Genomic DNA, 25,286 nt, shown 5'->3' on the forward strand with positions numbered 1-25,286 from the left:
CAGGAGCCGGAAGGATCGTCATGTTGAGGAAGAAGTTCGCCCACCTGAGCGCTGCGCTGGCGATCGGCCTGACCAGCGTCGTCGCCCCACAGGCAGCGTTCGCCGCCCCGCCAGCTGCCCCGAGTTCGGCGGTGGAGCAGCCGGCAACGGTGACTGCCGAGGAGTTGGACCCGCAGACCGCGACCATGATCCCGGAGGTCGAGCTGGCGGCGACCGGCTGCGGATCGGTGTGTGACGGCAAGAATCCCGCGACATACAAGATCTACCACAGCGGGTGCTCGACCTGTTACCACTACTGCGCCGACGATGCGGAGACCGTCGCGAGCAACACCAGCGGCATCAACCTCGAACTGCGGTACAGCCCTCGCTGCCGGACCGCCTGGGCCCGGGTCTCCTCGGACTTCTACTACCCGACCGTTCGCAGCTACCACCTGAGCGGCGCGGTCCGGACCTCGTACAGCGGCTTCGCGGGCGCCTACTACACGCTGATGGTCAACGACGCGGGTCTGCTGGCCCGGGCAGAGGCGAGCGCCGGGCCCACGACCTGGTACACGTCGAAGTACTGAGCCTGCAACCAACCGCGTCGGTGCCGGGGAATCACCCGGACCGCAGAGCGTGGCCAGGGTTTCTTCCCAGTCCAAGGACCGGTGACGGCAGATACGCGCGATCGCCCGCGCTTCCAGGAAGCGCGGATGGTCGCGCGCGTCTGCCTTCAGGTCGAACTCGCGTTCATCGGCACGACAGACTCAGGGAGTTTCACATGACCGACGAGATGGTGCTCCGGGCGCAGCAGTGGGTGAACGCCACCTATGGCGGGGTGCCGGGTTACAACAGGTGCACCGAGAACGGCCGGACCGGATGGCAGACCATCTACTCGCTCACCCGAGCGCTACAGCACGAACTCGGCATCACGGCGTTGTCCGACAGCTTCGGCCCGACCACCCTGGCCAGACTGACCGCGTACGGCACCGTGGGGCAGAACTCCGGGAACATGAACATGCGGACCATCGCCGAGGCCGCCCTCTACTGCAAGGGCTACAGCGGCGGTCAGATCAACGGCGCCTTCGGGCTCGACACCCAGTCCGGGCTGGCCGCGATGGTGGGCAACATGGGCCTCCCGGTTCCGCAACTGCCGCTGATGCTCAACGGGGTGGAGCCCAAGGTCTTCAAGGCGCTGTTGAGCATGGACGCCTACGTCCTCGTCAACAACGGCAGCGCGGCCATCCAGGAGTGCCAGCGCTGGCTCAACGGCGCCTACATCGGCCGGGGACAGTACTTCATCGGCCCGTGCGACGGGCACTTCTCCCGCAACGTCCAGCAGGCCCTCGTGCTGGCCATCCAGTACCAGTTGGGCATGACCGACAGCCAGGTCACCGGCTACATCGGCCCGGGCACGCGCAGCGGTCTCCAGAACAGCGCCCTCGTGCAGAGCGGCTCCCAGGACAGCGGCCCGACGGGCTGGGTCCGGCTCTTCCAGTGCGCCATGGCCTTCAACCGGTACGGCAACCGTTGGGGCGAGGGCGGTGGCGTCTTCAACGATGAACTCGCCCGCATCGTCAGCGTCTTCCAACGGTTCTGCATGCTCCCGGAGACGGGGAAGGGCGACTACCAGACCTGGATGTCGTTGCTGGTGTCGACGGGCGACCCGGAACGCAGAGGCACCGCCATCGACTGCATGTACCCGTTGAACAGCACGACGATCCAGACCGTGAAGAACGCGGGCTACAAGTACGCCGGCCGGTACCTGACCGGAGGCACCAACAAGGTGCTGACGCACTCCGAGATCGCCCTCATCTTCGACAACGGGCTTTCGATCTTCCCCCTCTACCAGGAGTGGGGGGACGCCGTGCAGTACTTCGACTACACGCAGGGCTTCACGGCCGGTACGGCGGCCTGCGCGGCGGCCCGCGGTTTCGGCATCCCGTACGGCACCGTCATCTACTTCTCGGTCGACTTCGACGCCCTCGACGAGGAAATCACCAGTGCGGTGATCCCACACTTCAAGGGGGTACGCGACGCGGTGGCCGCAGATGGCAACCGCTTCGCCATCGGCGTCTACGGGTGCCGGAACACCTGTCTGCGGCTCGAGGCGGAAGGCCTCACCACCCGTAGCTTCGTCAGCGGCATGTCCACCGGCTACAGCGGCAATCTGGGCTACCCGCTGCCGGGCAACTGGGCGTTCGACCAGATCAGCAACTTCGTCCTGGGCGCGGGCACCCCGGGGGCCCTGGAGATCGACAACAACATCGTCTCCGGCCGCGACCTGGGGGTGGACAGCGTCACCCGCCCACGGGACCCCAACGACGGCTTCTACACGATGCTGATCTGGCTGGAGGCTCGCGCCAAGCAGTGGCGCGAGGACCACGGTCACACCGCCCGGTCGGCGCCCGAGCTGGTGGCCCAGTTCCTTCGGATGCGATCGAACCAGTACGCCTTCACCGGCTCGAACACCGTCTTCGGCGAGTTGGACAGCGGGTTCATCGACTTCGTCCGGGGCTACCCCGGGCGTCCGGACGACCGCCCGTTGCGGGACCCGAAGCACCTGTGGGACCTGGACATCGACCACTTCGGCGCTTCGTTCGGGGCGATCCTCAACCACAACCTGGTGTCGGACCTCACCGAGGTGAACCTCGCCGACTTCGGTTCCTGGGGCGGTGACGTGCTCAGCGTGCTGGGTCAGTGGACGACGAGCGGGCTCCCGGCCTCGCAGGCGTACGCCTTCGCCATGGAGCGGATCGCGACGAGGGCGGACAACTCCTTCCTGACGCTCAGCGACCTCTTCGCCGACGTGGACGCGTTGGTGCTCGGGCACCAGAGCCGGGCCAATCCGCAGGTGCCGCTCTCCACGCTCTTCCAGAACTGGTACGCGACACCCGCGGCCGCGGAGGCACGCTTCGCGAACTTCTACGCGCGCCGGTTCAAATCGTCCGCGAGCATCGCCGACGCGGCCTGCAACCGCATGTTCGGACTGATCGTGGACACCAGTACGGGGCCGATCCGGGACGCGTTCTGGGTCGAGCAGTTCAGCGACAACTACCTGCACCCCACCCTGGTGCCCGAGGAGGCCCGCAAGGGCACGGCCAGGGCGTTCGTCGATGTCGTAAAGAACTATGCCGGTGTCAGCTGAGCCCGGTGCCGCCGCTGCCAGAAGGAGATTCTCGTGACGATGCCCCAGCTGTCCCGCCGGCAGGCGCTGACGATCGCCGGGTTCTCGCTCGGCGTGGGTGTCATTGAACTGGGTGTACCGATGGCTCCGGCGTCGGCCGCCAGCTCCGTACCCGTCCTGGAACCGGTCGGCGGCCAGCCGGTCCGCGTCCTCTCGGGGGACGGTGCGGCCCCCGCGGTGTGCCCCCGGCAACTCGCGGTCAAGGTGGTCCGCAAGACGCCGCTGCCGGCGGGCACCCGGATCACCGTGACGTTCGATCCACGCGTCTACGCCCCCGCGCAACCGGCAGTCATGACGCTCGACGGGCGGGTCGTCGCCGCCGGCAGCACCACGAGCACGGACCCTGCCACCGGGCTGCGCTCCTGTGTGGTCGAACTCACCGAGACGGTACCGGCCGCCGGTGACCTGGTGGCGGTGATGGGCACCGCGCATCCGCTCCGGTACCCCCAGGACCTCGTCCGCGATCCCGCGGAGGCCAGCGCCAAACTGGGGAGCAGCTCCCGGCGTAGCCTCCAGCCGGCCCGTCCCTCGTCCTTCGGGGGGCCCGCTCGCCCCTGGGGGATCGAGCTGTCCGGGGCGTGGGGCCGGAAGACCTGGGGCGACGGCGACCGGTTCCGCTACGACTACCCGGTCCGGGTCACCCTGCGCGGCGTCGGGCCCGGTAGGTCTCCATCGTCGACGGTGTTCGGCATCTCGGTCGATCCCCAGGTGGTCGCCGACATCCAGGTCGCCTCGGTCAGGCTCAACGACCGGAGCCGCCCCGGCGCGGTACGCCCGCAGGCGACGACACGCCACTCCTCCGTCTATCACGTCGCCTGGCGGGCGGCGGTGCCGTTGGGGCCGGACGATGTCCTGGATGTCGTGTTCCGGGTGTCGACGTTGACGCCGGCTGGTGCGCTGAGCACGATCAAGCATCCGGTGGTCGAACTGATCTCCACCGCCGCTGGGGCTGCCCAGCGGCGTACCGGTCGGGAGTCCCTGACCCGGTCGGACGCGGTCTGGGAATGAGCCGGGACCACACGCCGGACCGGGTGAGGGGGCGGTGACGGAAGGACTGACATGGATGTGGCCGGTGTGGGCGCCGTCGACGTGATCCTGCCGGCGTTGCTCCTCGCGACCTGGCTCGGCCTGGCCCTCGCCCACCGGGTGTCCGGCTGGTTCTTCGGCCTGGGCGGCTGCGTCGCTCTGCTCTGCCTTCCCGCCGGATTCGTCGCTGGCCGGTTCGAGCTCGGCGACACCGACTGCACGCCGGGGAACCTGTGCTTCTCCGCCACCATGGTCGACTGGTGGCTGAACGGGCTGTTCGGCCTGTTGACGGTCGCGCTGTTGGCGGTCCTCTCCGGGGTCCGCAAGCTCTTCGCGGGCGTGGACGCGCGGGAAGCGGATCCGGAGGAACGAGAATGACCCGGTGCCGGAGGAGGCTCTGACGCGTCAGAGCCTCCTCCGGCGCTCCCCGGGCCGGTCCGGGATCGGCGCGCGTCGTGCCTGCCCGTCGTCCGGCGGGGCGCGTTGTCAGCCGGGCGTCAGGGAATGCGCCCCTTCGCCGCGACGATCTCCGCCGAGCCCTTGGTGCCCGCATCGTTGATCAGAGTCTGTACCGCCTGGGACAGGTCGACGAGCGCGGCCTGGATCGCCTTGAGCGTGGGCAGGTCCGCCGTCTCGCTCGGGTGGGCGTCGTGTGCCGGAGCCCGCAACTGTGTCTCCAACCGGAGCAGGGCGGGACCCGGGCCGAGCCCCAGTTCCTGCTCCAACCGCTGCCCGAGTCGGCGGAGCACCTCCAGCGCTTCGGCCGTCCGGGACGCGTGGTGCAGTGCCTGGGCCAGGCAGGAGTGCAGGAACTCGTTGTAGGGATAGATCTGCGTCCACAGGCTCAGATCAGGGATCAGCTCCGCGTACCGGCCCTGACGGAACTCCCAGTCGACCAGTTGTTCCAGGGCCCGGACCCGTACCTCCTCCAGCCGGACGACCTCACCGGCGAGGCGCTCGGAGTCGATGTCCTCCATGGCGCCACCGCGCCAGAGCGCCAACGCATCCCGGAGGCGCTCGATCGCCCGGGCGTGGTCGCCGGTCTGCGCGGTCTGCGCCGCCGCCTTGTATTCGGCGCAGAAAAGGCGCTCGTCCACCGAGCTTTCGTCCAGTTCCAGAATGTATTGGGAACCGTATCTCAGTACGGTCCGCGGATGCCCGTATTCAATTAGTCGAGAATTGAGTGAACCGATGCAGTTCTGCACCTGTTGACGAGCCGTGGCCGGTGGATCGCCCGGCCAGATGACATCGATCAGTCGGTCCACCGACACGGCGGCGTTGTTGCTGATGAGTAGGGCGGCCAGGAGTTTCCGTTGGCGTGGGCTGGAGAGCGGGACAAAGGTGTCCCCACTGGAAATCGCCAATGGGCCGAGAATTTTGAACTGCACCATATGCACCCCCGTACTGGCGTAGTCACGCGACTGTGTCAGCAAAACACCGGCAAGTCAAGAGACTCGATGTCTTCACCGGGGGATGCTTCGGGTTAATGTGATCGTGACGAATGTCACAAGCGATAAAGCACGGTGTTCCCTATTTCCTCCCGCGTGATGCCCAGCCCGTCGACCGGCGCGTCGACAGTGATCTCCCAGGGCGTGCCGGCGATGTGGTCGCGCATCAGCAGCACGTTGCGGACCCCGAGGACGCGCAGGTAGTCGACGCTGGCCTGGTCGGGGAAGGCGAGCGTCACCCGGCGTACGTCGTCGAGCTGGCTCGGGGTGAAACCGCTGCCCCCGTTCACCACGTCCTGGAACCTGCTGGTGGACCACAGCATCACCGGCTGGTCGAGGCTCTGGTTGCTGGGCAGCACCAGCAGCGGCCCCTCCACGGTCCGCATCGCGGCCGGCTGGGGCGGCACGATCGGGTGCGGGGTGGAGTTCAGCCCCTCGCCGATCACCAGCACCAGCGGCAGCAGGGTGGCCAGCCGCAGCCACGGGCTCGGCCAGGAGGGGATCCGCTCGGCGGAGATATCCCGGACCCGGGCGGCGAACGCGCTGACCGCCCCTGCCGCGAGCAGCCCGAGCAGCAGCGTCGTCCAGAGCATCAGCCGGCCCGGCGTACGCAGGCCGTTCCAGCCCGGCACGTACTCGAACAGCGGCACGTAGGTGAAGGTGCCGTCGAAGAACCGGGTGCCCATGGCGAGCACCATCGTCACCACCACCCCGGCGAGCAGCAGCAGCCGGTGGCGCAACTTCCACACGGAGAAGAACAGTCCGCCGGCGGCGAGCGCGTAGAGCACGAAGCCGGGCAGCAGGGTCATCTCCGGGTGCCAGGGCAGCAGCGCCCGCGCCCCCTCGTGCAGCCCACCCCAGACCCGCGACTCGGCCGGCGCGGTGAAGAAGCCACTCGCCGGCGGGGAGAAGATGTCGATGTCGCCGATGGAGCGCTTCGCGTTCGGGTGCGCCTCCGCCACCGTGAAGAACGGGATGGCCAGCAGCACGCCGACGCCGGCGAAGAGCAGGCCGCCCACCAGGTCCGCGATCAGCAGCCGCCGGCCGAACGGGCGCTTGACCGGCCGCACCACCCACCGCCGCAGGAACCAGGTCACGGCCGCGACCAGCACGGTCCCGGCCAGGAAGTACGCGAACGGCAACCCGATGCCGAAGCCCAGACTGAGTTGCCAGGCCGCGACCAACCAGCCGGTGTAGACCCAGCCGTCGTGCCGACGCTCGGGCCGGTACCCGTGCCGCAGCGACCAGCCGTGGCCCCGGGCGAGCATGGCCAACGCCAGCGGGATGCCACCGTTCGAGATCACGTGCAGGTGCCCGGCCTGGGCCAGCAGCCAGGGCGCGTACGCGAAGCTCACCCCGGCCACCGCGGAACCGATCCGGCCCGCGCCGAGCTGCCGGGCCAGCGCGTACGCCCCGAGCGTGGCGAGCGCGTGGGCCAGCACGAACATGATGTTGTAGCGGAGCACGGCGGCCTCGGGCCCGGTGCCGATCATGCCCGCCGGGGCGTACCCGAGCAGGGTGTCGGAGAAGGCGAAGCTCCAGGGCTCGGGGAAGAAGGTGTTCGACTGCCACAGCTGTGCCGGGTTGGTCAACAGGATGTGCCCCGACCAGGCCATCTGCCACGCCTGGAGGCTGGGGTCCCAGTAGTCCTGCGGCAGGGTGTGACGCGGGTAGCGCAGCGTCGGCCAGGTCAGCAGTACGGCCAACGCCAGCGAGGCGAGCGACGCGAGCGTCCACTCGTGCACCAGCAGGCGGCCGGTCGCCCGGGTCCCGGCCCGTACGACGCGTCCCAGCCAGGAGGGCACCGGTTCGGGGGCGGACGCGAAGGCCTTCCACCGGTCCGGCTTCGCCTCCTTGCCGCCCCCGTCCTCGTCGGCGCCGTCGGCACCCTTGTCGCCTGCCTTTTCGCCGGCCTTCGTCGTGCCCTCGGTGCCGGTCCCGGTCGTACCGGCTGCGCCCGCCTTGGTCTCCGTCCTGCCGGTTGCGTCCGACGTGGTTTCGGTCCTGCCGGCTGCGCCCGCCTCGGCGTCGTCCTTGTCGGCCCCGCCCGCTCCGGCTTCGGCCTTGCCGTTCTTGGCCTCGGCTTGGTCGTTCCCGAGCTTGGCCTCGGCTTGGTCGTTCCCGACCTCGGCTTTGCCGTTCCCGAGCTTGGTCTCGGCCTGGCCGTTCCCGAGCTTGGCTTTGCCGTCCCCGGTCTTGGTCGGGTCGGCCTTCTCGGCCTTGCCGTTCCCGGTGTCCGTCGCGTCGGCCTTCCCGGTCAGCTCGGTCTTCCCGGCCGGGTCGGTCTTCCCGGCCGGGTCGGTCTTCCCCGTCGGATCGGCGGGGGCGTCGCCACGGGAACTGCCGGTGGCGGACTGCTCGGTCGTCATGCCGCCGGGCTCCCCGCGCCCAGCCGGTCACGCAGGAAGGTGATGTCGGCGCCCTGACCGTCGACCCCGCCCGGGGTCTCGACGATGACGGGTGCGTCGGCCGCGCGGATCACCGCCACCAGCAGCTCCGGGTCGATCGTCCCGCCGTCGAGGTTGTCGTGCCGGTCCTGGCCGGAGTTGAACGCGCCCTTGGAGTTGTTGGCGTGCACCAGGTCGATCCGCCCGGTGATCGCCTTGACCCGGTCGACCAGCCCGAGCAGTTCCTCGCCGCCGGCGTGGGCGTGGCAGGTGTCCAGGCAGAAGCCCACCTCGTAGTCGCCGAGGGCGTCCCAGAGCCGGGCGAGCGCGTCGAGTCGCCGGGCGCAGGCGTTGTCGCCGCCGGCCGTGTTCTCGATCAGGACGGGCACGCCGAAGCCGCCGGAGTCCGCCGCGTACGCGAAAGTCTTGCGCCAGTTGTCGAAGCCCACGGCGAGGTCGTCGCCGGCGTTGACGTGCCCACCGTGCACGATCAGCCCCTTCGCGCCGACGGCGGTGGCCGCCTGGGCGTGCCCGAGCAGCAGCTTGCGGCTGGGGATCCGGATCCGGTTGTTCAGGGTGGCGACGTTGATGACGTACGGCGCGTGCACGTAGAGGTCGACGTCCGCGGCCCGCAGCCGGTCCGCGTCCTCCCGTGGCTTCGGTGCCTTCCACCCCTGCGGGTCGGAGAGGAAGAACTGCACGGCCTCGGCCCCTCGGGCGGTCGCCTCCGCCATCGGGTCGGTCGAATCGACGTGGGCTCCGATACGCATGCACGGGAGCCTACGTCGCATCGCTGACAGCCGGGTTGACGGCGGTGGCGGACGCGCCGCCCCCACGCGTCACCTCCCGCCGTCGGCCGTCGTTGATGCGAGTGGGATCCACGGTTGGCGCAGCCCGACTGGAAACGGCCGCTGGTCGCCTGGCGGAGCACGGGTCGCATGGCATGCGTGAATCGCCCGAGAGCAGGGGCACCCCCGTCGCGCGGCCCGGCGGGGCGGGGGCCTGCCCTGACGGAACGGGCTCAACGGGAAATTTGTCGGAGAATTCCGCCATTTCCCCCGACAAGGGGCAAGAGCCGTTGTAACGTCAGGTAACAACACGATAAAGCTCCGCGGGGCGTCCCCGGTCCAACCTCATCGGTGTGGTCGTTCCTCCCCAGGTCCCACCCAAGGAATGCGGACGGGACGCCCCGCGGCCTCGTGCACGGGGGCTCGCATCGACACCGACGTCGACGCGGGCCCCCGTCGCCTCGTCGGGCGGGATCGGCCCGCCGGGCACCTCGGGCATGATCGTCGGGACCGGCTATCCTGGTCCGGTTGTCCGCGTCCGGCCGGGTTCCCCCGCAACCGGTGCGGGCCACGACGCACGACCTCCTGCCACGGAAGGACCGTGGCCGCTTAGCCCACAGGAGGTGAGCACGTCTTGCGTCATTACGAAGTCATGGTGATCCTCGACCCCAGCCTCGAGGAGCGCACCGTCGCCCCGTCGCTCGACACGTACCTGAACGTGATCCGGACCGCGGGTGGCTCGGTGGAGAAGACCGACGTGTGGGGCCGCCGGCGCCTCGCGTACGAGATCAACAAGAAGGCCGAAGGCATCTACGCCGTCATCGACCTGCAGGCGACGCCCGCAGCGGTGGCCGAGCTGGACCGTCAGCTGCGGCTCAACGAGTCCGTGCTGCGCACCAAGGTCATCCGGCCGGAGATGCGCTAAAGCATTCAACCCGGTTCACCCGGATCAGCCTCATCGGCACTGTCGGAGGGCTCTGAGAGCCTGTACGGCGGAACTGATGAGTGCGCGAGGAGATGGTCATGGCAGGAGACACCACCATCACGGTCATCGGCAACCTGACCGATGACCCCGAGTTGCGGTTCACCCCCTCCGGTGCGGCGGTCGCCAAGTTCCGGGTCGCTTCGACGCCCCGGTTCATGGACAAGGCCTCCGGCGAGTGGAAGGACGGCGAGCCGCTCTTCCTGGCTTGCACCGTGTGGCGGCAGGCGGCGGAGCACGTCGCCGAGTCGCTCCAGCGGGGCGCCCGCGTGATCGTCTCGGGCCGGCTGCGTCAGCGGTCGTACGAGACGCGCGAGGGCGAGAAGCGCACCGTCATCGAGCTCGAGGTCGACGAGATCGGCCCGTCGCTGCGCTACGCCACGGCGAAGGTGCAGAAGATGTCCCGCTCCGGCGGCGGTGGCGGCGGCTTCGGCGGCGGTGGTGGAGGTGGCCAGGGCGGCGGCGGAGGCAACTTCGACGACCCCTGGGCCTCGGCTGCACCGGCACCCTCGCGCGGTGGTTCGGGTGGCGGCAACTTCGACGAGGAGCCCCCGTTCTAATGGCGCCGAGCGCCCGCGATCGCAAACCAGGAGCACGAGCAATGGCCAAGGCCGCTGCACTTCGCAAGCCGAAGAAGAAGGTGAACCCGCTCGACAAGGACGGGATCACCTACATCGATTACAAGGACACCGCGCTGCTGCGCAAGTTCATCTCCGACCGCGGCAAGATCCGCGCTCGGCGGGTGACCGGCGTGACCTCGCAGCAGCAGCGGCAGATCGCCCGTGCGGTCAAGAACGCCCGTGAGATGGCGCTCCTGCCGTACACGGCCACGGCGCGCTGAGAGGAGGCACCGAAATGAAGATCATCCTGACTCAGGAGGTGTCCGGCCTCGGTGCCCCGGGCGACATCGTCGAGGTCAAGAACGGCTACGGCCGTAACTACCTGCTGCCGCAGGGCTTCGCGATCGCCTGGACCAAGGGTGCGGAGAAGCAGGTCACGGTCATCCAGCGGGCCCGTTCGGCCCGGGAGATCCGCGACCTCGGCCACGCCAACGAGGTCAAGGGCCAGCTCGAGGGCCTCAAGGTCAACCTGAAGGCCCGCGCCGGCGACGGCGGGCGGCTCTTCGGCTCGGTCACCCCGGCCGAGATCGTCGAAGCGGTCAAGGCCGCCGGTGGTCCGACCCTCGACCGTCGTCGGCTGGAGGTGTCCGGTCCCATCAAGTCGACCGGCTCCTACCCCGTGCAGATCAAGCTGCACCCCGAGGTGACCGCCAAGTTCGACCTCAACGTCGTCCAGGGCTGACACCTCACCCAGCACCATCGACAGGGCCCGCACCGACCAGGTGCGGGCCCTGTCGCGCTGCGGAACCGTCCCGCCTCTGGTTCGCCCCCTGTCGAGCTGAATCGTCCGCCGGGACACGTCAGGTCTTCGGCCTCCCGCACCCCGAACGACAACCCGGTCTCATCCGCGCGCAACCAGCCGTACGACACGACCGCCGGGCGGATTCTCGGCGGCCTCGCACACCCGCGGCCCGACCCGGCGGCGGCCACCGCCTGGCAGGCCGCCCTCAGCCGATCGGCTGACCGGTGAACGCGCTGATCATCACCGTCGAGAGGCCGCCGCCGACCACGGCCGCCGCCAGCGCGACGCTGGCCGAACGCCATGTCGTCCCGACCCGGCGCAGCAGCAGCGCCACGACCAGACTGCTCGCCAGCGCCAGCCCGAAGCGCGGCAGACCCGCCGCCAGCGAGCCCAACGCTCGCGACCGGGGCGAGTCGCAACCCCCTCCGGTGATGTCCGTGACGCACCCCGCCGGCACCTGAGCGTCCAGCGTCAGCAGCCACACGAAGACGAGCACCGCCGGCACCAGATAGCAGCCGAACGTGTAGAGCAGCGGCAGCCACGGGCCACCCTGATCGGGATCGAGCAGGTCGTCCTCGATACGACGGCCCCAACCCTCCGCCCCGGCCCGACGTCGTACGGCCGCCGCGTCGCCGACCGGCTCCGCCACCCGGCGACTCGGCCTCGGACGCGGCGCGGTGTAGGGCACCACCGGTGACCGGGGCGCCGACACCGACGGATCCGCCCACCGGGGATCGTCGCCCGCCAGCCGGGTGCCCGACCAGAAACCCTCGCTCCCGTCGTCCCGCCCGGCCCAGGACCAGCCCTCCGCGGGACCTCCGCCGGAGCCCGGCGCGGCCCGCTCCCCCGCGACACCGTCGGCGTACCGATCCCACGGCCCGGGGCCGTCCGGCCGGTCCCACTGCCCGGTGTCGTCCGGCTGGCCCCACCGGCCGGTTCCGTCGGTGCGCTCCCACCTGCCGGAGTGCTCCCAGCGGTCGACCTCACCAGCCGGCCGCCACGCGTGCACCCCTGACGCGTCCCAGGCGTCCACGGTCGGAAGACGGGCGGGCGGGATCTCGGACGCGGCGGGCTGCGACTCCCGGTCCCACGGATCGACGGCAGGTGGGTCCTCCGCCGCCCGCCGGCCCCGGCGGCCCTCCCGACGCGGCACGGACTCCGCCGCCTGCCCCTCCTCCAGCCCCGACCAGACGACCTGGGGTCGCTCCGACGGCAGGCGCCTCGGCCGGCTCGGCGGCACTGCTCCCGACACGGGGTCGTCCGCAGCCCGCCGCCGCCCGGAGTAGCCCGGCTCCCGCAGGTCGTCGAACGTCCACTCCCCGGTGTGCTCCGAGTCGCCACCGGTGCCGACCGCCGGGTCCTCAGCCCAGTTCGTCTCGCTGACCCGACGCCAACTGCTCGTGGTCTCGGTGGTCCGCCAGGCGGCACCGGAAGGCGGCCAGGCGACCTCGACCTGCTCCTCGTCGTCGGGAGCGGCGTGCCGGCCCCCGCCGTCCGCGCTGCGGACTCCCGACTCCAGCGCCCAACGCGGCAGGTAGCTGTCAACCGGCTCCCGCTGGCCGCGCTCGACGGCCCGACGCCGACTCGGCGTACCGTGCCGGTCGGAGCCGCGCTCCCGGGGATCGACCGGTGACGGATCGGCGGGGTCGTCCCAGGGGGCGACCGGTCGCCCGCGCGGACCATCCTCTCCGCGTCCCCAGTCCCGGTTACTCACGGCCGGAGCGTGACCCTTCTCAACCGATGGCGCAACCCGCCGTTCAGGTGTAGCCGTTCGCTGGAGATAGTACGGGACGTTCGATCCCGTAGTTCGACCGAAAACTTTCTGTCCACAGGCTGGGGATTGCGTTTGTGCAGCTCAGAGGCGTGCGCTGGAGAATTCCCCAGTCGTTGTCCACAGGCTGTGCACACCCTGCGCACATGTTCTCCACCGGCGTCCACAGGTTGTCCCGAGGCTCGTCCACCGGCGTGCTTGAGGGGCTGACCTCGGGTTCCGTATGGTTGGCCCCCGACCGGCCGTACGATGCCCCCGATCGACCGGCAGGTCGAGGTTGTCGTACCTGGTGGTAGGGCTCAATCCGGATCCGACGCTGTGGAGGGGGAACCCGTGTCGGTCACCGACGACATGCGGGCGGACTCGCGATCGGGCGGGGGGCAGGCGTCCCCGCCGCCGCAGCGCGACGGCCAGTTCGACAAGACCCCACCGCAGGACGTCGCCGCCGAGCAGTGCGTCCTCGGCGGCATGCTGCTGTCCAAGGACGCCATCGCCGACGTCGTCGAGATCCTCAAGACCAACGACTTCTACCGGCCGGTGCACGCCACCATCTTCGACACCATCCTGGAGATCTACGGTCGGGGCGAGCCGGCCGACTCCATCACCGTGGCGGCGGCCCTGGCCGACTCCGGTGACCTCGTCCGCATCGGCGGCGCCCCCTACCTGCACACGCTGATCGCGAGCGTGCCGACCGCCGCGAACGCGGCGTACTACGCCCGCATCGTCAGCGAGCGGGCGGTCCTGCGGCGTCTGGTCGAGGCGGGCACGAAGATCGTGCAACTCGGCTACGGCACGGGGCAGGGCGGCAGCCGCGACGTCGACGACATCGTGGACCTCGCCCAGCAGGCGGTCTACGACGTCACGGAGCGGCGCGTCAGCGAGGACTTCGCCGTGCTCGCCGACATGCTCCAGCCGACCCTGGACGAGATCGAGGCCGTGGGCGCCCAGGGCGGCGTGATGACCGGCGTACCCACCGGCTTCACCGACCTGGACCGCCTGCTCAACGGCCTGCACGCCGGGCAACTTGTGATCGTCGCCGGACGCCCTGGCTTGGGCAAATCGACCGCAAGTATGGATTTCGCGCGGAATGCTGCAATTCGGGCTAATCAGGCATCGGCGATCTTCTCGCTGGAAATGAGCAAGGTCGAGATCGTCATGCGGCTGCTGTCGGCCGAGGCGCGGGTGCCGCTGCACGTCCTGCGTAGCGGCCAGCTCTCCGACGACGACTGGACCAAGCTCGCCCGCTGCATGGGAGAGATCAGCGAGGCCCCGCTCTTCGTCGACGACACGCCGAGCATGAACCTGATGGAGATCCGGGCCAAGGCGCGCCGGCTCAAGCAGCGCCACGACCTCAAGCTGATCGTGGTCGACTATCTCCAGCTGATGACCTCCCCGAAGCGCACCGAGAGTCGGCAGCAGGAGGTCGCGGACCTGTCCCGTGGCCTGAAGCTGCTCGCCAAGGAGGTCGAGTGTCCGGTGATCGCGGTGAGTCAGCTGAACCGTGGCCCGGAGCAGCGTACCGACAAGCGACCGCAGTTGTCGGATCTGCGTGAATCTGGCTGCCTGACGGCAGAGACCCGATTGATCCGGGCCGACGACAACTCCGAGGTCACCCTCGGCGAGCTACTTGCCAGCGGAGCCAAGGACGTCCCGGTGTGGGCGCTGGACGAAAGTCTTCGCTACACCCCGCGAACGATGACGCACGTCTTCCCGAGCGGCAAACGGGAAGTGTTTCGCATGACAATGGCGTCGGGTAAGCAGATCGACGCCACGTCGAACCATCCCTTCCTCACCCTTGCTGGATGGAGGCCGCTCGGGGAGTTGGCGCCCGGGGCGCGTCTCGCCACCCCCCGACACATACCACCTCCACTCGCAATCCGGCCGTGGCCGGAGGCCGAGGTCGTCCTGCTGGCACACCTCCTGGGCGACGGCTCATTCGTACGCCGCCAGCCGATTCGATATGCCAGTCGCGACGAGCAGAACCTTCAAGCTGTGGCGGAGGCAGCCAAGCACTTCGGCATTACGGCCATCCGTGACGAGTACGAGGCGGCCAGAGTTACGACCCTCCGGTTGCCCGCGCCCTACCGTCTCGCTCGCGGCCGTCGCAATCCGATCGCCGAATGGTTGGACGGTCTGGGCCTGTTCGGCCTTCGGTCACACGAGAAGTTCATCCCGGCGTCGGTCTTCGGCATGCCGAAGGAGCAGGTCACTCTTTTCCTCCGGCACCTGTGGGCAACGGACGGCTCGGTGAACGTGAACAAGTCCGGTCGCGGTGGTCGCGTGTACTTCTCGTCAACAAGCCGCCGGATGCTTGAGGACGTATCCCGTCTGCTGCTGAGGTACGGCATCAGCGCTCGTCTCAGGGTGGTACCTGTCGAGCGTCATCGACCCCAGTACACCCTTGACGTCTCCGGACGGGATGACCAGTTGCGGTTCCTCCGGGAGATCGGCGTACACGGGGACAGGGCACGCAACTGCGCCGACCTGCTCGCATCCCTTGCGGCGATGCAAAGCAACACCAACGTCGACACGGTCCCGCGCGAGGTGTGGAGCCGAGTTCGGGAGATCCTGGCGGAGAACGGGATGACCCACCGCGAGTTCGCGACGGCGATCGATTCTCAGTTCTGTGGCAGTGCCCTATGGAAGCATGCACCTAGTCGATCCAGGCTTGCGAAGATCGCTTCGGTTCTAGACGCTGCTGATCTGGATCTGCACGCTACCAACGACATCTTCTGGGACGAGATCGTGTCGATCGACTCCCTGGGCGAGCACGACGTCTTCGACGCCACCGTCCTGGGAGCTCACAATTTCATCGCCAACGGCATTGCCACCCATAACTCGATCGAGCAGGATGCCGACGTTGTCATCCTGCTGCACCGCGACGACTACTACGACAAGGAGTCGCCGCGGGCCGGGGAAGCGGATTTCATTGTCGCCAAGCACAGAAATGGTCCGACCGACACGGTGACGGTGGCCGCGCAGCTCCACCTGTCGCGCTTCGTGGACATGGCCATCGTCTGAGGCCGGTCGCGCCGGTCGGCCAGCAGCGCGGGAACGGGTCAGCCCAGCAGCGGGAACCAGCCGGCGACCTCGCCGAGTTCGAGCTGGTCGCGGTCGGTGAGCGGCATTCGTCCGGTGGCCTTGAGCAGGTACTCCGCGTCGCTCCACGCGGCCGGTCGTACGGCGTCGTCACTCAGCAGACCGTCCATGGTGGTCACGGCGACGCCGGTCGCGAGCGCTCCGGGCAGGGGTGCTCCCGGCAGGTCGAGGACCAGGTCCAGGTGGTGCACGACGGCCTCGGTGGTGAGAGTGGCGAGCAGGTCCGGCACCCGCAGCACGTGCCCCTGCGTGGTGACGTGGCCGTCGGGATCGGCCACGCTCGCGGCGCGTACGGCGGCGGGGGCGGTGTCGGCCCAGAGCCGGACGATCCCGTGGGGGCGGTCGAAGGCGGCGGCGGAGCGGCGGGCACACCAGGCGTGCCGCGCGTCGTCCCCGTCGGGCGGGAACCCGCGCCAGTAGCTCACGTCGTCCACGTCGGGCGGGCCGTCGGTGGGACTGGCCAGCGCGACCAGCGCCCGCTGGGCGTCGCAGAGCACGTGGAACAGCAGGTCCGCGACGAGCCAGCCCCGGCACCGGGTGGGCCGTTGCAGGTCGGCGTCGTCGAGGTCCGCGACGACCCGGGTGATCCCGTCGTACGCCTGCGCCAGCGGGTGGTGCAGCCTGTGCGGCGTCATGGAGGGCAGCGTCGCACGGCCACCGCCGGTCGGCACGGCGAACGGTGGCGGCGGGTGGTGTGCGACCACGGGTGACCGGGCCGGTCGAGGCGCCGGCCCGGTCGACGGGAGTGGCTCAGCCGAACATCTCGTCCAGGAAGCTCTTGTGCTTCTTGCGCTTGTAGTGCCCGTGGTAGCCGTAGTGCTGCTGGCCGTAGGCGGGGGCCGGCGGGTAGCCGTGCGCGGGCGGGGGCGGCGGCGGGACGGCGCCGTAGCCCGGCTGGTGCGGGGCGGGGGCGGGCGGCGGCGGGGGCGGCGGAGGCGCGTAACCGCCCTGCTGGTGGCTCGGCTGGCCGGGGTGGCCACCGTGCTGCTGGGCGGGCTGCGCCGGGGCCGCCGGGGCCTGCTGGCGGTTCCAGTTGGCCTCCGCCTCGAACAGCTTCTCCAGCTCGCCGCGGTCGAGGAAGATTCCCCGGCACTCGCCGCACTGGTCGATGACGACGCCGCTGCGCTCGTACTGGCGCATTTCTCCGTGGCACTTGGGACAGGTCAGGCTCATCCTCCGACCGTACCCGGTCCGGTCATGCGGTCGCTGTCAGCGCTTCCGCGACTTCGGAGTCCGACACCTCGTGGAAGTCCTCGTAGTAGGCGCTCACCGCCATGAACTCGGGCGGATGCTGGGCGCAGACGACCTGGTCGGCCTCGGCGGCCAGCATCTCGTACGCCTCCTGCGAGCCGACCGGGACGGCGACCACGACCCGGCGGGCGCCGAGGTGGCGGGCGACCTGGATGGCGGCGCGGGCGCTGGCCCCGGTGGCCAGTCCGTCGTCGACGATCAGGGCGATGCGCCCGGTCAGGTCGAGCGGCGGCCGGCCGGCGCGGTAGAGCCGCTCGCGTCGCTCCAGTTCGGTCTGCTCGCGGTGGACGACCTCGGCGACGTCGCCCTCCGTGAGCCGGCTGGCCACGACGTCGTTGAGGACCCGCACGCCGTCGGGGCCGAGCGCGCCGAAGGCCACCTCGGGCGCTGCCGGCATGCCGAGTTTGCGGACGACCAGCACGTCCAGAGGTGCGCCGAGACGTTCGGCGACCACTCGGGCCACGGGCACACCGCCGCGTACCAGCCCGAGCACGATGACGTCGGGTTCACCGATGAGCGCGGTGAGCCGTTCGGCGAGGATCCGGCCCGCCTCTTCGCGGTCGCGGTAGGTGGTCATGCCTCAGGTCTACGCCGTGTCGCCGGCCTCCGCCCGCCAGTTGCCGGAACCGGGGTGACGCAGGGCGGGGGCCCAGGCCAGGAGGGCGAGTGGGTAGAGCAGGTAGCCGAAGCGGGTCGAGGGCATCAGCAGGATCGCGGCGAGCAGACCGTACCCGCAGATCAGGGCGGTGGTGACGGCGGTGCGGGGCGGTCGGCGGGCGAGCCGGACGGCGATAGCCAGCCCGGCGGCGAGGAGCAGCGCGGCGGCGACGGCGCGGCCGGCGGGCAGGGTGGTGGCGATCAGGTGGCCGGGGAACGGCGACTGTGCGGGGCTGGTGACCAGGCCGTGCCCGAGCGGGAAGCGGAGCACGTTCTCGACCAGCGCGTCGCGGTCGACGAGCAGGGCCGGCAGCAGCGCGGCGGCGGGCAGGCCGATTGCGCCGGCGGCGACCCGCAGGCCGGCCCGCCGGGTCAGACCCCAGATGATCAGTACGAGGGCGACCGGCCACGCGAAGAGCTTCAGCGCCCCGGCCAGGCCGACCGCGAGGCCGGCCCGACCCGGCCGGTCGGTGGCGGCGAGGGCGAGGGCGAGCAGGCAGAGCGCGAGTACGGGCAGGTCGTCGCCGCCGGTGGCCAGGGTGAGGGCGCAGACCGGGAGGACGGTGGCGGCCTGTACGCCGCGCAGCACGGCGGCGCCGGTGCGGTGGTCGGTGGGCCGGTCGGCGCGGCGGGTGAGGACGCGGACCGCCAGGGTGAGGGCCAGCGCGGTGCCGACGGCGAACCAGACGCGGGCGTCGGTCAGCCAGGTGTCGACGGCGGCGCGGGGCAGCCCGAACAGGGCCATTCCCGGCTGGTACGGGGTGTAGCCGAGCAGTTGTTCGCCGGGCGGCAGGGCGGCGATCGCGTCGTGCCCGAGGTAGGGGGTGCCGGTGTCGACCAGCCGCCGGCCGGACTCCTCGACGACGAGCACCTCCTCCTGCGCCCGGTCGGTGCGTCCGCCGGAGCGTTGGATGCTCTGCCAGGCCAGGGGCAGCAGGGCGGTGGTGGTCCAGGCGAAGCCGGTGACCGCCCAGCGTGCCCGCAGCCCGGTCAGCGGCGATCCGGGGGCGCGCCGCCGGAGCAGGAGCTGACCTGTCGCGGCGAGGGCCGCGAGGAGGTATCCGACGGCGGCCACGGTGCCCCAGGCGCGGTGCGGGACCAGGGTGGACGTGGCCGCGGTGACCGCGGCGAAGGTCGCGGAGGCGGCGTAGAGGGTGAGGTCGAGGGCGAGGCCGCCGGCGGCGGAGTCGAGGCGTTGCCAGCCGCGGCGGCGGGCGGTCGGGGCGGCGGTCACGCCGGCCAGTCTGGCAGCAGGCGCGCGTCGCCGTGTCAGGCGGGCAGGTGGCGGTCGTTGCGCCCGCGTCCGACTTGGCGGCGGCCCGGGGCGAGCCGGATGACGGCTCCCGCGTCGTGCAGCGGGGGCGCGAGTGTGCCGGGGCTGCCTCCGGAGCCGCGCCGGAAGGTCGCGAGGAGCGTGCCGGCGGGTACGGGCCGGGCGAAGAGGTGCCCCTGGCCGGCGGTGCAGCCCAGTTCCCAGAGGGCACGGCGCTGGGGTTCGCTCTCCACGCCCTCGGCGACCACGTCGAGCCCGAGGCTGCGACCCAGGTCGAGGGTGGAGCGGATGACGGCGGCGGCCTCGGCGGAGCTCTCCATGGCGGTCACGAAGCTGCGGTCGATCTTCAGCTCGTGCACGGGGATGCGGGAGAGCAGCGACAGGGAGGAGTAGCCGGTGCCGAAGTCGTCGAGGGCGAGCCGTACCCCCTCGTCGCGCAGGCGGCTGAGCACCCGGTCGACGACGTCGAGCTGGCTGAGGGTGAGGGTCTCGGTCAGCTCCAGCACCAGCCGGTCGGGGGGCAGGTCGTGGGCGCGTAGCCGGGCCAGCACGGAGCCGGGGAACCGGGCGTCGAGGAGGCTGCGCGGCGACACGTTGACCGCGACGGGTACGTCGAAGCCGGCGTCGCGCCAGTTGCCCGCCGCGATCAGGGCCTGGTCGAGGATCGCCTCGGCGAAGGCGGGGAGCAGGCCCGAGCGTTCGACGGCCTCCAGGAAGCGCAGCGGGTCGATCATCCCGTGGGTGGGGTGGTGCCAGCGGGCGAGGGCCTCCGCGCCGGTGACCCGGCCGCTGCCGAGGTCGACGATGGGCTGGAAGTTGACGGTGAACTCGTGGTCGGCGACGGCGCGTGGCAGTTCGCCGCCGAGGGTGAGCCGGCCGAGGTCGGCGGTGTCCCGGGTCGGGGCGTACGTCGAGATGCGCTGGCCGGCCCGTTTGGCCTGGTACATCGCCACGTCGGCGCGGCGCAGCAGTTCGGGCATGCCTCCGGTGGCGGGTGCGGCGGCGATTCCGCCGCTCGCCTCGACGCTGATCCGCATGCCGTCCAGGTCGAAGGGCTCGTGCAGCGCGGCGAGCAGGCTCTCCGCGCGGTGCGCGGCCACCGCCGGGGCCGGCAGACCCCGCAGGAGTACGGCGAACTCGTCGCCGCCGAGCCGGGCCACCAGGTCGCCGTCCTGGGCGGCGTCGCGTAGCCGCTCGGCGACCTGTATCAGGACCTGGTCCCCGGCGGCGTGCCCGAGCGTGTCGTTGACCTCCTTGAAGTGGTTGAGGTCGATCAGGACCAGCGCGGTCACTCCGTCGGCGTGCCGGGTGTTGAGGTGTTCGCTGCCCTGGTCGAGCAGGTGCCGGCGGTTGGCCAGCCCGGTCAGGGCGTCGTGGGTGGCGGCGTACGCGTGTTCGTCGGCGACCCGGGCGAGTTCGGCGTACGCCTGCGCGTTGCGTACGGCGGTGCAGAGCGCCGAGGCGAAGGTGCGCAGCGTGTACTCCTCCCGCTCGGAGAGCTGCACGGGCCCGCGGAAGCGCAGTCGCAGTACGCCCACGTCGACGGTGCGGTCGTGCCCTTCGAGCGCGGCGGGGATCACGGTGCCGTCGACGGAGGTCGGCTCGCCGGCCGGCCCGTCGTGGGTGATGGCGACCGCGCCACCGCGCACGGTCCGGCCGCCGTCGCGCAGTTCGATCTCCACCTCGTCGGCGGAGAAGAGTTCGGCGGCCTGGGTGACCGCGGTGGTGAGGACCTTGTCCAGGTCGACCACGTTGAGCGCGTCGGTGGTGCGGGCCAGGCGCTGCCACGCCTGCTGTTCGGTGCGGGCCTTGACGCGGTTGGAGTAGAGCAGGTGGAGGCTGAGTACGAGGGGCGGCACCGCCAGCAGGAGCCGGGCGTCCGCGTGGAGGATGAACAGCGTGGTGACGATGAGGACGAAACGCGCCAGCGCGCTCGTCAGCCGCAGTCCGAGGTCGTCGCGGAAGAGTCGCCGGAGCCGGGTGCCGGTGGCGAGTGCGATGACCGGGAGGGTCAGCAGTTCGTCGAGGACCACCGTGACGGCGTAGGCGAGCGCGAGCGGGCCGAGGGCCGGCCAGAGGTCGTCGACCGGTGGAGACGCGCCGGCCGCGTGCAGGGCCGCCCCGCCGCCCACCGCGAGCAGCATGGTCTTGGCCACTCCGAAGGCGGCCTTCAACGGCGGGAGCTTGGCGAGGTACTGGGCGATCGCCACGCCGATGCCGGTGGCCAGGATCACCAGCGGGGTCGGTGCGACCGCCAGGCTCAGGATGATCGCCGTCTCGCTCCAGGAGATCGCGTGCACCGTCGCACGGATCCGGATCCGCCACTTGATCGTCATCGCGAGGAGGGCGAGACAGATCAGAGTGACCGAGAGTGTGAGGTGGTTGCGGGACCAGTCGAGCTTGGTCAACTCGCGGAGACACAGGGCGGCCGCGAAGGCCGCCACAACGCAGACGAGGCCGACGTGCAGCGTCAGCCGCCGCTCGGCCTCTGTCTTGCCCACGTCCGGTCGTGTCACCGCGCCCGACTGCTCTCCCTTGCTAAGCAGGCCAAGATTACCCGCGGTCACGCGCCAGCCACAATGCTCAGTTCCACTCGTGTGCCGACATCGCTACCCTCCCCGGTTTCGCGTTGGCCCTTGCGCGGCGGTGTTCCGCGCCGCCGACAGCCTAAGTGCGGTTCGGGCAATTATGGAGGGATATATGTGACTATGGGCAATGGATGAGAACCGTGCCCCGTGACGTGACTTTCTGCTTCTGCGTGGGAACTCAGTGCTGTGTTTCTGTCGTCTTCCGTTAACGCTAGATAATGAACCGTCGATGGCCGCGTGGGTATCGGACACGACGGTGCAGTTTGCACGGCCGACAGCTTCGGCACCGGGGCCGTGGGGCGCGACCCGGGCCCGCCGAGTGGCCGGGTCCACCGCTTCCGCGCCGGTACGCGCGATCCGCCAACCGGTTCCGTGAGCGCCGACGACGCGCGGGCGAACCCGGCGACGTCACGGAAATGACGCGGCAAGATGCACTCCGTACCTTGCTCCCTGTCGCTCCGGCCGGCCGGTCGCCGGCCAATTCCCCTCGATGGCGATGATCGCTTTCCGGGGCGGCGGAGAGCCTATGCCGGCACACCGTTGCGGCACGGCATCCCGGTCCACCGCCCCACGGGGACCGCTATCGCGTCACACCCGGAAGCGGGATGGAAACGGTTCGTGGGGTGGCGGGCCGAAACGCGTTCCTACTTGCGTCCAATTCACGACAGCGTGGCGTACCGGAAAGATAGGCTCGCGACCGTGACCGATCCCGCGCAGCTCACCCACGTCGATCCGGCGGGCGCGGCCCGCATGGTCGACGTCTCCGCGAAGGCGGTCACCGGCCGCCTGGCCGTCGCCGCCGGCCGGCTCCGCACCACGTCCGAGGTCGTCGAGCTGCTGCGCCGCGACGGGCTGCCCAAGGGCGACGCGCTGGCGGTCGGCCGCCTCGCCGGCATCATGGGCGCGAAGCGCACCCCCGACCTGATCCCGCTCTGCCACCCCATCGCCCTGCACGGCGTCACGGTCGACCTGGCGCTCACCGACGACACCGTCGAGATCACCGCCACCGCGCGGACGGCGGACCGCACCGGCGTGGAGATGGAGGCGCTGACGGCGGTGGCCGTCGCCGGGCTGGCGCTGGTCGACATGGTCAAGGCGGTCGACCCGGCGGCCAGCGTCGACGCGGTCCGGGTGCTGCGCAAGGAGGGCGGCAAGACCGGCCTGTGGGTCCGGCCGGAGGAGCGGCCGTGATCCGGGCGCGCGTGGTGGTGGCGTCCAACCGGGCCGCCGCCGGGGTGTACGCGGACACCAGCGGCCCCCTGCTCGTCGCCGGCCTGCGCGATCTCGGCTGCGAGGTGGACGGGCCGGTGGTGGTGCCCGACGGCGAGCCCGTGGGCGAGGCGCTGCGCGCCGCCCTGGCCGACGGGATCGACGTCGTGCTGACCAGCGGCGGCACGGGGATCAACCCGTCGGACCGTACGCCCGAGGTGACCCGGGCGCTGCTCGACCACGAGGTCCCCGGCATCGCCGAGGCGATCCGGGCGCACAGCCGCGACAAGGTGCCCGCCGCCGCGCTCTCCCGGGGGCTCGCCGGCGTGGTCGGCCGGATGCTGGTGGTCAACCTGCCCGGTTCGACCGGCGGAGCCAGGGACGGCCTCGCCGTGCTCGCGCCGATCCTCGCCCACGCCGTCGACCAGCTCCGCGGCGGCGACCACTGACGACGGACGCGGGCGGACCGACCGGTGGGTGCGGGCGGACCGACCGGTGGGCGCGGGGCCGCTGACGGCGCGACCGGCGTACCGCACCGTTAGGCTCGGCCGGTGAGCACGGAAACCGCACCGGCCGCCGAGCCGGTCAGCGCGCCCCCGCCCGCCGGCTGGGAGGAGGCCCGGTCCCGGGTGTACGCCGTCGGTCTGGCCGCCGCGCTCACCGCCGTCAGCCGGCCGCTCGCCGAGATCGACGGACACACCCTCGCCGAGCCGCTGACCACCCGTACGGACCTGCCCGCCTTCCCCACCTCCAGCGTCGACGGCTGGGCGGTGCGGGGCGCCGGGCCGTGGCGGCCGGTCGGGCGGGTGCTGGCGGGCGGCACCCCCGCCCCGCTGACCGACGACGGGACGACCGTCGAGATCGCCACTGGCGCGATGGTGCCGGAGGGCACCACGGCCGTGCTGCGGGTGGAGGAGTCCCGCCGTACGCCGGAAGGGCTGGTCGACGGCACGCCGCGCCCGGCGCCGGAGTGGCGCGAGCCGGGCGAGGAGGCGTACGCCGGGGAGGAACTCGTCCCCGCCGGCACCCCGGTGGATCCGGCGCTGATCGGCCTGGCCGCCTCCTGCGGGCACGACCGTCTGCTGGTGCGACGGCAGCCCCGCGCCGCGCTGCTGGTCTTCGGCGACGAGCTGCTGACCGCCGGCCCGCCCGGCGCCGGCCGGGTACGCGACGCGCTCGGGCCGGCGGTGCCGGCCTGGTTGCGCCGCTACGGCTGCCTGGTGCGCCCCTCGGACGTGGTGGGACCGGTGGCGGACACCCTCCCCGCGCACGTGGCGGCGCTGCGCGCCGCGCTGGGCACCGCCGACCTGGTGTGCACCACCGGCGGCACGATGCACGGACCGGTCGACCACCTGCATCCGACGCTGGAGGCGCTCGGTGCCGACTACGTGGTCAACACGGTGGCGGTGCGCCCCGGGTTTCCGATGCTGCTGGCGCGGCTGGCCGACCCCGACGGCCGGGTCCGGTTCGTCGCCGGGCTGCCCGGCAACCCGCAGTCCGCCATCGTCGCCCTGGTCTCGCTGGTCGCCCCGCTGCTGGCCGGCCTGACGGGCCGTTCGATGCCGGTGCTGCCGCACGCCACGCTCGCCGAGCCGGTACGCGGGCGGGGCGCGTACACCCATCTGGCGCTGGTACGGGTGGACCGGGTCGCCGGCACCGCGCACCCCGTCCGGCACGTCGGCTCCGCGATGCTGCGCGGGCTGGCCGGCGCCGACGGGTTCGCCGTCATCCGACCCGGCAGCTCCGGCGAGCCCGGCGACCGGGTGCCGGTCGTACCGCTGCCGCTGCTGCCGGGGGAGCGTGCGTGGTGACCGCGCCGACCACCGACGCGGCGGACCGTCGCCCGAGGACGTTCGGCGAGGTCACCGACCGCCCGCTCGACCTCGCCGCGCACGAGGCGGCGGTCGCGGACCGCCGGGCCGGCGCGGTGGTCTCGTTCCAGGGGGTGGTCCGCGACCACGACCACGGTCGCGCGGTGACCAGCCTGGAGTACGAGGGCCACCCGAGCGCCGGGCGGATCCTGCGCGAGGTCGCGGCCGAGATCGCCGCCGATCCGGACGTGTACGCGGTCGCGGTGTCGCACCGGGTCGGTCCCCTCGCCATCGGCGACGTGGCCCTGGTGGCGGCCGTCAGCACCGCCCACCGGGCCGCCGCGTTCGCGGCCTGCGCGCGGCTGGTCGACGAGGCCAAGGCGCGGCTGCCGATCTGGAAGCGGCAGGTCTTCGCCGACGGCACCGAGGAGTGGGTGAACTGCCCCTGAGCGGGGCGGCTCGGCTCCA

Annotated in this window: 22 protein-coding genes; 13 read left to right on the forward strand and 9 right to left on the reverse strand. The window is 71.3% G+C overall.

Going from position 1 to position 25,286, the window contains the following annotated elements:
* Positions 1-20 precede the first annotated feature (20 nt).
* From ACGFIG_RS20930 to ACGFIG_RS20945, 4 genes are all read left to right on the forward strand, one after another.
* Positions 21-566 (forward strand): DUF2690 domain-containing protein, encoded by a 546-nt coding sequence (locus tag ACGFIG_RS20930; protein WP_393005214.1) that lies wholly within the window; start codon positions 21-23, stop codon positions 564-566.
* 194 nt (positions 567-760) lie between these two features.
* Entirely contained in the window at positions 761-3,127 is a 2,367-nt protein-coding gene (locus ACGFIG_RS20935) for a glycoside hydrolase domain-containing protein (RefSeq protein ID WP_393005216.1), read from the forward strand.
* Between the two features lie 33 nt (positions 3,128-3,160).
* Positions 3,161-4,174, forward strand: coding sequence for a hypothetical protein (locus ACGFIG_RS20940; RefSeq protein ID WP_393005218.1), 1,014 nt, complete (start codon positions 3,161-3,163; stop codon positions 4,172-4,174).
* 51 nt (positions 4,175-4,225) lie between these two features.
* On the forward strand, positions 4,226-4,570 hold the full coding sequence (locus ACGFIG_RS20945; RefSeq protein WP_393005219.1) for a hypothetical protein: 345 nt from the start codon (positions 4,226-4,228) through the stop codon (positions 4,568-4,570).
* Between the two features lie 119 nt (positions 4,571-4,689).
* Here ACGFIG_RS20945 and ACGFIG_RS20950 read toward each other — a convergent pair whose 3' ends face one another.
* The 3 genes from ACGFIG_RS20950 to ACGFIG_RS20960 form a co-directional block, all read right to left on the reverse strand.
* Positions 4,690-5,289, reverse strand: coding sequence for a BTAD domain-containing putative transcriptional regulator (locus tag ACGFIG_RS20950; protein WP_393005221.1), 600 nt, complete (start codon positions 5,287-5,289; stop codon positions 4,690-4,692).
* Positions 5,290-5,696: 407 nt separating this feature from the next.
* Positions 5,697-8,009 (reverse strand): hypothetical protein, encoded by a 2,313-nt coding sequence (locus tag ACGFIG_RS20955; RefSeq protein WP_393005223.1) that lies wholly within the window; start codon positions 8,007-8,009, stop codon positions 5,697-5,699.
* Positions 8,006-8,797, reverse strand: coding sequence for a deoxyribonuclease IV (locus tag ACGFIG_RS20960; protein WP_393005225.1), 792 nt, complete (start codon positions 8,795-8,797; stop codon positions 8,006-8,008). Before ACGFIG_RS20960 ends, ACGFIG_RS20955 begins: the two co-directional genes overlap by 4 nt.
* A gap of 652 nt (positions 8,798-9,449) precedes the next feature.
* Here ACGFIG_RS20960 and rpsF point away from each other — a divergent pair.
* The 4 genes from rpsF to rplI all read left to right on the forward strand — a co-directional run bounded on the left by rpsF (position 9,450) and on the right by rplI (position 11,099).
* The gene (gene rpsF, locus ACGFIG_RS20965) at positions 9,450-9,740 is read left to right on the forward strand and encodes a 30S ribosomal protein S6 (RefSeq protein ID WP_121397433.1); all 291 of its coding nucleotides are present in this window, start codon (positions 9,450-9,452) and stop codon (positions 9,738-9,740) included.
* Between the two features lie 80 nt (positions 9,741-9,820).
* Positions 9,821-10,357: a single-stranded DNA-binding protein gene (locus ACGFIG_RS20970; RefSeq protein ID WP_172896610.1), complete on the forward strand. Its 537-nt coding sequence runs from the start codon at positions 9,821-9,823 to the stop codon at positions 10,355-10,357.
* 41 nt (positions 10,358-10,398) lie between these two features.
* Positions 10,399-10,638 carry a 30S ribosomal protein S18 gene (rpsR, locus tag ACGFIG_RS20975; protein WP_007073789.1) on the forward strand — a complete coding sequence of 80 codons (240 nt, stop codon included), beginning with the start codon at positions 10,399-10,401 and terminating at the stop codon, positions 10,636-10,638.
* 14 nt (positions 10,639-10,652) lie between these two features.
* On the forward strand, positions 10,653-11,099 hold the full coding sequence (rplI, locus tag ACGFIG_RS20980; RefSeq protein ID WP_393005227.1) for a 50S ribosomal protein L9: 447 nt from the start codon (positions 10,653-10,655) through the stop codon (positions 11,097-11,099).
* Between the two features lie 265 nt (positions 11,100-11,364).
* On the opposite strand, the gene ACGFIG_RS20985 is transcribed toward rplI, so the two are convergent.
* A complete protein-coding gene (locus ACGFIG_RS20985) occupies positions 11,365-12,873 on the reverse strand; it encodes a hypothetical protein (protein ID WP_393005229.1) in 1,509 nt (502 codons plus the stop codon).
* 375 nt (positions 12,874-13,248) lie between these two features.
* Here ACGFIG_RS20985 and ACGFIG_RS20990 point away from each other — a divergent pair, with 375 nt between their 5' ends.
* Complete coding sequence (locus tag ACGFIG_RS20990; RefSeq protein ID WP_393005231.1) at positions 13,249-15,951, forward strand: replicative DNA helicase; 2,703 nt, start codon at positions 13,249-13,251, stop codon at positions 15,949-15,951.
* A gap of 38 nt (positions 15,952-15,989) precedes the next feature.
* Here ACGFIG_RS20990 and ACGFIG_RS20995 read toward each other — a convergent pair whose 3' ends face one another.
* The 5 genes from ACGFIG_RS20995 to ACGFIG_RS21015 all read right to left on the reverse strand — a co-directional run bounded on the left by ACGFIG_RS20995 (position 15,990) and on the right by ACGFIG_RS21015 (position 21,711).
* Positions 15,990-16,664 carry a maleylpyruvate isomerase N-terminal domain-containing protein gene (locus ACGFIG_RS20995; RefSeq protein WP_393005233.1) on the reverse strand — a complete coding sequence of 225 codons (675 nt, stop codon included), beginning with the start codon at positions 16,662-16,664 and terminating at the stop codon, positions 15,990-15,992.
* A 115-nt stretch (positions 16,665-16,779) separates the two neighbouring features.
* On the reverse strand, positions 16,780-17,202 hold the full coding sequence (locus tag ACGFIG_RS21000; protein WP_393005235.1) for a zf-TFIIB domain-containing protein: 423 nt from the start codon (positions 17,200-17,202) through the stop codon (positions 16,780-16,782).
* Between the two features lie 22 nt (positions 17,203-17,224).
* Positions 17,225-17,857, reverse strand: coding sequence for a phosphoribosyltransferase (locus ACGFIG_RS21005; protein WP_393005237.1), 633 nt, complete (start codon positions 17,855-17,857; stop codon positions 17,225-17,227).
* Between the two features lie 9 nt (positions 17,858-17,866).
* Positions 17,867-19,171 carry a glycosyltransferase 87 family protein gene (locus tag ACGFIG_RS21010; protein WP_393005239.1) on the reverse strand — a complete coding sequence of 435 codons (1,305 nt, stop codon included), beginning with the start codon at positions 19,169-19,171 and terminating at the stop codon, positions 17,867-17,869.
* A 35-nt stretch (positions 19,172-19,206) separates the two neighbouring features.
* Positions 19,207-21,711: a putative bifunctional diguanylate cyclase/phosphodiesterase gene (locus ACGFIG_RS21015; RefSeq protein ID WP_393005241.1), complete on the reverse strand. Its 2,505-nt coding sequence runs from the start codon at positions 21,709-21,711 to the stop codon at positions 19,207-19,209.
* A gap of 786 nt (positions 21,712-22,497) precedes the next feature.
* On the opposite strand from ACGFIG_RS21015, the gene moaC reads away from it, so the two are divergent.
* The 4 genes from moaC to ACGFIG_RS21035 all read left to right on the forward strand — a co-directional run bounded on the left by moaC (position 22,498) and on the right by ACGFIG_RS21035 (position 25,267).
* The gene (moaC, locus tag ACGFIG_RS21020) at positions 22,498-22,989 is read left to right on the forward strand and encodes a cyclic pyranopterin monophosphate synthase MoaC (RefSeq protein ID WP_393005243.1); all 492 of its coding nucleotides are present in this window, start codon (positions 22,498-22,500) and stop codon (positions 22,987-22,989) included.
* Positions 22,986-23,456, forward strand: a complete 471-nt coding sequence (locus tag ACGFIG_RS21025; protein WP_393005245.1) for a molybdenum cofactor biosynthesis protein B — start codon at positions 22,986-22,988, stop codon at positions 23,454-23,456. The genes moaC and ACGFIG_RS21025 overlap by 4 nt, the downstream gene beginning before the upstream one ends.
* 102 nt (positions 23,457-23,558) lie before the next feature.
* Positions 23,559-24,818, forward strand: coding sequence for a molybdopterin molybdotransferase MoeA (locus ACGFIG_RS21030; protein ID WP_393005247.1), 1,260 nt, complete (start codon positions 23,559-23,561; stop codon positions 24,816-24,818).
* Positions 24,815-25,267 carry a molybdenum cofactor biosynthesis protein MoaE gene (locus tag ACGFIG_RS21035; RefSeq protein ID WP_393005249.1) on the forward strand — a complete coding sequence of 151 codons (453 nt, stop codon included), beginning with the start codon at positions 24,815-24,817 and terminating at the stop codon, positions 25,265-25,267. Before ACGFIG_RS21030 ends, ACGFIG_RS21035 begins: the two co-directional genes overlap by 4 nt.
* Positions 25,268-25,286 lie beyond the last annotated feature (19 nt).

It is taken from the genome of Micromonospora sp. NPDC049048 (assembly GCF_043197615.1).
GTDB lineage: Bacteria > Actinomycetota > Actinomycetes > Mycobacteriales > Micromonosporaceae > Micromonospora.